Annotated in this window: 6 protein-coding genes and 1 pseudogene; 6 read left to right on the plus strand and 1 reads right to left on the minus strand. The window is 72.1% G+C overall.

The annotated features are described in order from the left end of the window. Positions 1–172: 172 nt before the first annotated feature. Positions 173–1282: an alpha/beta hydrolase gene (locus AC068A_RS36910; RefSeq protein WP_478590673.1), complete on the minus strand. Its 1110-nt coding sequence runs from the start codon at positions 1280–1282 to the stop codon at positions 173–175. Positions 1283–1434: 152 nt separating this feature from the next. Between AC068A_RS36910 and AC068A_RS36915 the strand changes: the two genes are divergently transcribed. The 6 genes and pseudogenes from AC068A_RS36915 to AC068A_RS36940 all read left to right on the plus strand — a co-directional run. Then, a complete protein-coding gene (locus tag AC068A_RS36915) occupies positions 1435–3288 on the plus strand; it encodes a phosphatidylglycerol lysyltransferase domain-containing protein (protein ID WP_478590674.1) in 1854 nt (617 codons plus the stop codon). A gap of 242 nt (positions 3289–3530) precedes the next feature. Then, a complete protein-coding gene (gene folP, locus AC068A_RS36920) occupies positions 3531–4400 on the plus strand; it encodes a dihydropteroate synthase (protein WP_478590675.1) in 870 nt (289 codons plus the stop codon). A 43-nt stretch (positions 4401–4443) separates the two neighbouring features. Beyond that, on the plus strand, positions 4444–4887 hold the full coding sequence (locus AC068A_RS36925) for a nuclear transport factor 2 family protein (RefSeq protein ID WP_478590676.1): 444 nt from the start codon (positions 4444–4446) through the stop codon (positions 4885–4887). A gap of 130 nt (positions 4888–5017) precedes the next feature. After that, positions 5018–5377, plus strand: coding sequence for a dihydroneopterin aldolase (gene folB, locus AC068A_RS36930; protein WP_478590677.1), 360 nt, complete (start codon positions 5018–5020; stop codon positions 5375–5377). Further along, positions 5374–5982: a 2-amino-4-hydroxy-6-hydroxymethyldihydropteridine diphosphokinase gene (gene folK / locus AC068A_RS36935; protein WP_478590678.1), complete on the plus strand. Its 609-nt coding sequence runs from the start codon at positions 5374–5376 to the stop codon at positions 5980–5982. The genes folB and folK overlap by 4 nt, the downstream gene beginning before the upstream one ends. A gap of 71 nt (positions 5983–6053) precedes the next feature. Then, positions 6054–6512 (plus strand): annotated as a pseudogene (locus AC068A_RS36940) (DUF3180 domain-containing protein); the annotation flags it as partial. Positions 6513–6630 lie beyond the last annotated feature (118 nt).

Consider the following 6630-nt stretch of genomic DNA (forward strand, 5'->3'; position numbering starts at 1 on the left):
GGTGTACCGGAACCGGCGGGGGGGGGGGGGGGGCCGGGGGGCCCCCCCGCGTTGCCTTTTTTTTTTCCTTTTTTTCCCCCCCCCCCCCCCCCCCCCCCCCCCACCGACCCCCCCCCCCCCCCCCCCCCCCCCCCCCCCCCCCACGGTCGTTGCAGGTCGCTCGTCGCAGGCGTCAGGCCTGGATGCGGTTGCTCATCCACGTCAGCATCGGCGGGATCTCGCGGCGCCAGGTGTTGAAGTTGTGGCCGCCGCTGTCGAGGATGATCGACGAGACCCGGTCCGGACCCTTGACCAGCTTGACGAACTTGCGGGTGTCCGCGATGTTCGGCTCGCCCGTCTCGCTGCTGGTCACCAGGAACGAGGTGCCCGTCGGCTTCTTGCGCTCGATGCTGTACAGGATGTCGGCGCGCTTCTTCAGGTTCTCGTCGCCCATGAACAGGTTGCCGGTCGTGGCGTCGTTCGGGGCCTCGTAGTACGCGGACAGGCCGGCCGCGGCACCGAAGGTCTGCGGGTAGTGCGCGGCGATCTTCAGGGCGCAGTAGCCGCCGGTGGAGTTGCCGATGAAGCCCATGTTCTCGGGCTTCTTGCCGACCCGGAAGGTGCTCTGGATGGCCTGGGGCAGGTCCTTCGCGAAGAAGGTCTCGGTCTGCGGACCGCCGGGGATGTCCACGCACTCGGTGTCGCGCGGCGGCGCCACGGTCGGGCGCAGCATGACCAGGATCATCGGCTTCATCTTGCCCGCCTTGGCCTGCTTGAAGGCCGTCATCGGGTAGTTCAGCCCTTTGATCAGGTTCTCCGCGGTGCCCGGGTAGCCGGTCAGCACGATCGAGGCGGGGAAGTTCTTGTCCTTGTGCTGCGGCTGGAAGTACTCCGGCGGCAGCCACACGTACCCCGGGCTCGTTATCTTCGACTTCTCACCGGATATCGACACCTTCAGGATCTGGCCGCCGACCTGCGGCTGGGCCCCGCCGGGGACCTCCAGCTTCTGCTTGTCGATGACCTTGATGTCCTTGCTGCTCATCGAGTGGTCGACGACCTTGCCGACCGAGGTCTCCTTGCCGAACAGGTCCGCCCACGAACCGTAGAAGGAGAACGACTGGTTCGCCGCCAGGCCGACCGCCGAGAACACCGCCAGCTGCGTCGCGAACAGGAGGCCGATCCGGCCCAGCACCGCACGCCACGTGCGGCCCGAGAGCCGGGGCCAGAACCACACCGTGGCTGCAAAGAGCAGCACACCGGCAGCGACGGCGATCGCCAGAACCGTATTACTGGTGAGACCCATGAGCTGTCAGTCGACTTTCTGGTGGCAGGACTAGTTTTTCTCGACGGAAGAGTGAACCCGCTCGCGCCCGATGTCGTCCTAGTGGACGCACCACACTCCGGAGGCTGTCGCGGCCTTCGGCCACTTGATCTCTCGCGGAGCAACGGGAAGCGATGTCTAGCAGGATAGATGGCGATAAGTCGGGACAGGTTCCGAGCGGGGTACGCCGAATCTTCCGCGGACCACGACCGGAGTCCGTGCCCGGCCTGGTAGGTACGGCCGTCACGATCGTCGGCCTCCTCGACGTTGCGGCGGGTGTCTTCCCGCGGTTCCAGCACAGCCGGCTCCGCGCCGTCGCCGAGGTGATCCCCGGCTCGACCCGGCCCATGGCGGCGGCCGTCACCATCTGCGCCGGCGTCCTGCTGCTCCTGCTCGCCCACGGCCTCAAGCGCCGCAAGCGCCGCGCCTGGCGGGCGGCGGTCTTCCTGCTGCCGGTCGGGGCCGCCGCACAGTTCGTGTACCGACACTCCTACATCGGCGTGGTCATCGCTGTCGCCCTGCTCGCCCTGCTGTTGCGCCATCAGGGTGAATTCAAGGCGCTGCCCGACCCGCGCAGCCGCTGGAAGGCCCTGGCCAACTTCATCCTGATGAGCGCCGGTTCGATCGGCCTCGGCATGGTCATCGTCAACGCCCACCCGAACAAGGTGGTGGGGCACCCCGGCCTCTACGAGCAGATCGCACACGTCCTGTACGGGCTCGTCGGCATCGAGGGCCCGATCGCCTACTCCGGCGGCCGCGCGGACTGGATCGTCGGCTACTCCCTCGGCGCGCTGGGCATGCTGACCGCGCTGACCACCACCTACCTCGCCTTCCGCCCCGAGCACCCGGCCGCCCGGCTCACCGCCGACGACGAGGTCAAGCTGCGCGAGCTGCTCGCCAAGCACGGCGCCCGCGACTCCCTCGGCCACTTCGCCCTCCGCCGCGACAAGGCCGTCGTCTTCTCCCCCAGCGGCAAGGCCGCCGTCACCTACCGCGTCGTCTCCGGCGTGATGCTCGCCTCCGGCGACCCCATCGGCGACGTCGAGGCCTGGCCCGGCGCCATCGAGCGGTTCATGGCGGAGGCCAAGGCCCACTCCTGGACCCCCGCCGTCATGGGCTGCAGCGAGACCGGCGGCGAGGTCTGGACCCGCGAGACCGGCCTGGACGCCCTGGAGCTCGGGGACGAGGCGATCGTCGACGTCAAAGACTTCTCCCTGACCGGCCGCGCGATGCGCAACGTCCGCCAGATGGTCAAGCGCATCGAGCGCAACGGCTACACCACCAAGGTCCGCCGGGTCAGCGAGCTGACCGAGGAGGAGCTGGAGCAGGTCCGCGGCGCCGCCGCGGCCTGGCGCGGCACCGACACCGAGCGCGGGTTCTCCATGGCCCTCGGCCGCGTCGGCGACCCGGAGGACGGCGACTGCATCATCGCCACCGCCCACCGCGTCGAGGAGGGCGACACCAGCCCGTTCGGCGACCTCAAGGCCATCCAGCACTTCGTGCCGTGGGGCAAGGACGGCATGTCGCTGGAGCTGATGCGCCGTGACCGCGGCGCCGACCCCGGCATGAACGAGCTGCTGATCGTCGCCTCCCTGGAGGCCGCCCCCTCCCTGGGCATCGAGCGGGTCTCGCTGAACTTCGCCATGTTCCGCTCCGCCCTCGCCCGCGGCGAGAAGATCGGCGCGGGCCCGGTGCTGCGGCTCTGGCGCAACCTGCTGGTCTTCCTGTCCCGCTGGTTCCAGATCGAGTCGCTGTACAAGTTCAACGCGAAGTTCCGCCCGCGCTGGGAGCCCCGCTTCGTCGTCTTCCGCACCACCCGCGACCTGCCCCGCATCGGCTTCGCCGCCATGCAGGCCGAGGGCTTCGTGACCCTGGCCCTGCCCCGGCTGTTCGCCGCCCGCCGCCGGCCCAAGCCGGTCCGCACCTGCGCCCACACCCAGCTGAGCGCCGTGCCCGCCCAGGCGGAGCGCGAGGTCCAAGCGGCCTGAGCCCCTGCGGGCGCGGCCCGGCCGGCCGCGGCCGCGCCGCCGCGCACGTCAAGCCCGGCCCCCGGTGATCCCGGGGCGCCGGGCTTCGTGCTTCCCGCGGCGCCCCGGGGCCGCGTACCGGCGGGCGCCTCCCGCCCGCCGCCCCGGGCGAGCACCTGCCGCCTGCCGCCTGCCGCCCGGGTCGCCGCCCGCTGCCTGCGGCCCGGGCCCTGCCCGATGCGGGGCAGCCCTACCCTGGGACCATGAACAACAAGCACGGGGCCGCCGGCAGGGGCCGGGTCACAGGCCTGCCGGACTGGGACCGCTGCGCGGTCATGGGCGTCGTGAACGTCACCCCCGACTCCTTCTCGGACGGGGGCCGCTGGTTCGACACCACCGCGGCCGTCAAGCGCGGCCTCGACCTCATAGCCCAGGGCGCCGACCTCGTCGACGTCGGCGGGGAGTCCACCCGGCCCGGCGCCACCCGCGTCGACGAGGAGGAGGAGCTGCGCCGTGTCGTCCCCGTGGTCCGCGGGCTGGCCTCCGAAGGGGTCGCCGTCTCCGTCGACACCATGCGCGCCTCGGTCGCCGCGCAGGCCGTCGAAGCCGGCGCGACGCTGGTCAACGACGTCAGCGGCGGGCTCGCCGACCCCGGCATGATCCCCGCCGTCGCCGCCGCCGAGGTGCCCTTCGTGGTGATGCACTGGCGCGGCTTCAGCGCCGACATGAACCGCCTCGCCGTCTACGACGACGTCCTCGCCGAGGTCACCGCCGAGCTCCGGAACCGCATCGACGCCGTCGTCGCCGGCGGCATCGCCCCCGAGCGGCTCGTCGTCGACCCCGGCCTCGGCTTCGCGAAGATGGCCGAGCACGACCTGGCCCTGGTCGCCCACCTGCCCGAGCTGCGGGCCCTCGGCTTCCCGCTGCTCGTCGCCGCCTCGCGCAAACGGTTCCTCGGCCGGGTCCTGGCGGGCGCCGGCGCCACCCCGCCGCCGGCCCGCGAGCGCGACGCCGCCACCGCCGCCGTCTCGGCCATCGCCGCCCACCAGGGTGCCTGGGCCGTCCGGGTCCACGAGGTACGGGCCACGGCCGACGCGGTTCGGGTGGCCCGCGCGGTGGAAGGGGCTCTGTGACCCGGCCCGCACCTGGGGCCCGTACTGCCAGGAGAGGGGCACGGTGAGCCGTACCGACATCGAAGCCGTCGAACAGGTCAACACGGCCTTCTACGAGGCCATGGAGCGGGGCGACTTCGACGCCATGTCGGCGCTCTGGCTCGAGGACGAGGTGTCCTGCGTCCACCCGGGCTGGCCCGTGCTCAGCGGCCGCGGCGAGGTGCTCCGCTCGTACGCGCTGATCATGTCCCACACCGACTACATCCAGTTCTTCCTGACCGACACCAAGGTCGCCGTCATCGGCGACACGGCCCTGGTCACCTGCACCGAGAACATCCTCAGCGGAGGGCCCGCCGAGGACGGCGGAGAGCTCGGCCCGCTCGTCGGCCAGCTGGTCGTCGCCACAAATGTGTTCCGACGCACATCCGGGGGCTGGCGCCTCTGGTCCCACCACGGTTCTCCGGTCCTGGCGGACTCCGACGAGGACGAGGAGGAGGCCTCCGGCTGACCCCTCCGGCGGGGTACGGCCGCTTTCGCAGGTAGATTCGAAGACGGACGACGCCGACCGCACTCGGCGCAGGCCCATGGATCCGGGGAGTCCCGGACCGCATGCACCTACGAAAGCAGGAGTGATTCGCGTGGATCGTGTCGCGCTGCGCGGCCTCAAGGCTCGCGGGCACCACGGCGTCTTCCCCCGGGAACGCGAGGAAGGCCAGACCTTCATCGTCGACCTGGTACTGCACATCGACGCGCGCCCTGCGGCGGCGGACGACGACCTGGCGAAGACCGTCCACTACGGGGTCGTCGCCGAGGAGGTCGTCGACGTGGTCGAGGGCGAGCCCGTCGACCTGATCGAGACCCTGGCCGAGCGGATCGCCCAGCAGTGCCTCAAGCACGAAGCGGTGGCCCAGGTGGAGGTCGTCGTCCACAAGCCGGACGCGCCCATCACCGTCCCCTTCGACGACGTGACCATCACGATCACCCGGAGCCGCGCATGAACAACGGACTGAACGGCCAGAGCGACCCCACCGTCCAGCCGGTACCCGCGTCCGTCGTCGAGACGGTCGATGCGGCCGACGTCACCCTGTCCAACCCCAAATGGGCCGTGATCGCGCTCGGCGGGAACCTCGGCAACCGGATGGAGACCCTCCAGGGCGCGATCGACGCCCTCGGCGACACCCCCGGCGTCCGGGTCAAGGCCGTCTCCCCCGTCTACGAGACCGAGCCGTGGGGCGTCGAGCCCGGCTCCCAGCCCTCGTACCTGAACGCGGTGGCCCTCGTGCGGACCACCCTGCCCCCGTCCAGCCTGCTGGAGCGCGGCCAGGCCATCGAGGAGGCCTTCGACCGCGTCCGCGAGGAGCGCTGGGGCCCCCGCACCATCGACGTGGACATCATCGCGTACGCCGAGGTGGTCTCCGACGACCCCGCCCTCACCCTCCCGCACCCCCGGGCCCACCAGCGCGCCTTCGTCCTCGCCCCCTGGCACGACGTCGACCCCGAGGCGCGGATCCCCGGCCACGGCCCCGTCGCCGACCTGCTCGCCGGGATCGGCCTGGCCGGCGTCACCCGGCGACCCGACCTGGAACTGCGCCTCCCCGAGTAGTCGTGAGTGGTTAGCCTGTGGACGGCCGGCGGACGGCTGAGGCAGAGGCGCAGAGAACGGGGAACGGGCACGTGAAGCAACTGAGGCCGGCGGTCCTGGCGGGCATCTTCGTGGTGGCCGGGGTGCTGTCCTGGGCGGGTGCCCGGCTGTGGAACGCGTACGGGACCCTGCCGGGCGTCCCGCTGGCCGCCCCCATCGTGCTGGGCGCCATCGCGGTCGTCCTGCTGGCGACGGCCCTGTCGCTACGCTCCCGCCTCAAGGCCCAGCGCGAGCGGCAGCCCGACGCGAAGGGCGTGGAGCCGCTGATGGCGGCCCGGGCTCTGGTCTTCGGCCAGGCCAGCGCCCTCGTCGCGGCTCTCGTCGCGGGCATGTACGGCGGCGTGGGCGTCTTCCTCCTGGCCGACGGCCTGGAGGTGCCGGCCCGCCGCGATCAAGCCTGGTACGCGGCCTTCTCGGTGCTGGCGGGTGCGGCGGTCATCGCCGCGGCCCTCTTCCTGGAGCACGTCCTGAAGCTCCCCGAGGACGACGACACCACCCCCCAGGCCCCCTCCCGGGGGGGGGGGGGGGGGGAAGGGGGGGGGGGGGGGGGGGGGGGTGGGCGTGGGTGGGGGGGGGGGGGGGTGGGTAGGGGGGGGGGGGGGGGGGGAG

This window comes from Streptomyces sp. NPDC043854 (assembly GCF_056436005.1).

What these genes read in the sequence shown, in the direction of transcription:
- AC068A_RS36915 (WP_478590674.1), top strand. Translation starts at nt 1,435, where the DNA reads ATGTCTAGCAGGATAGATGGCGATAAGTCGGGACAGGTTCCGAGCGGG.
- AC068A_RS36910 (WP_478590673.1), bottom strand. Translation starts at nt 1,282, where the DNA reads ATGGGTCTCACCAGTAATACGGTTCTGGCGATCGCCGTCGCTGCCGGT.
- folK (WP_478590678.1), top strand. Translation starts at nt 5,374, where the DNA reads ATGAACAACGGACTGAACGGCCAGAGCGACCCCACCGTCCAGCCGGTA.
- folP (WP_478590675.1), top strand. Translation starts at nt 3,531, where the DNA reads ATGAACAACAAGCACGGGGCCGCCGGCAGGGGCCGGGTCACAGGCCTG.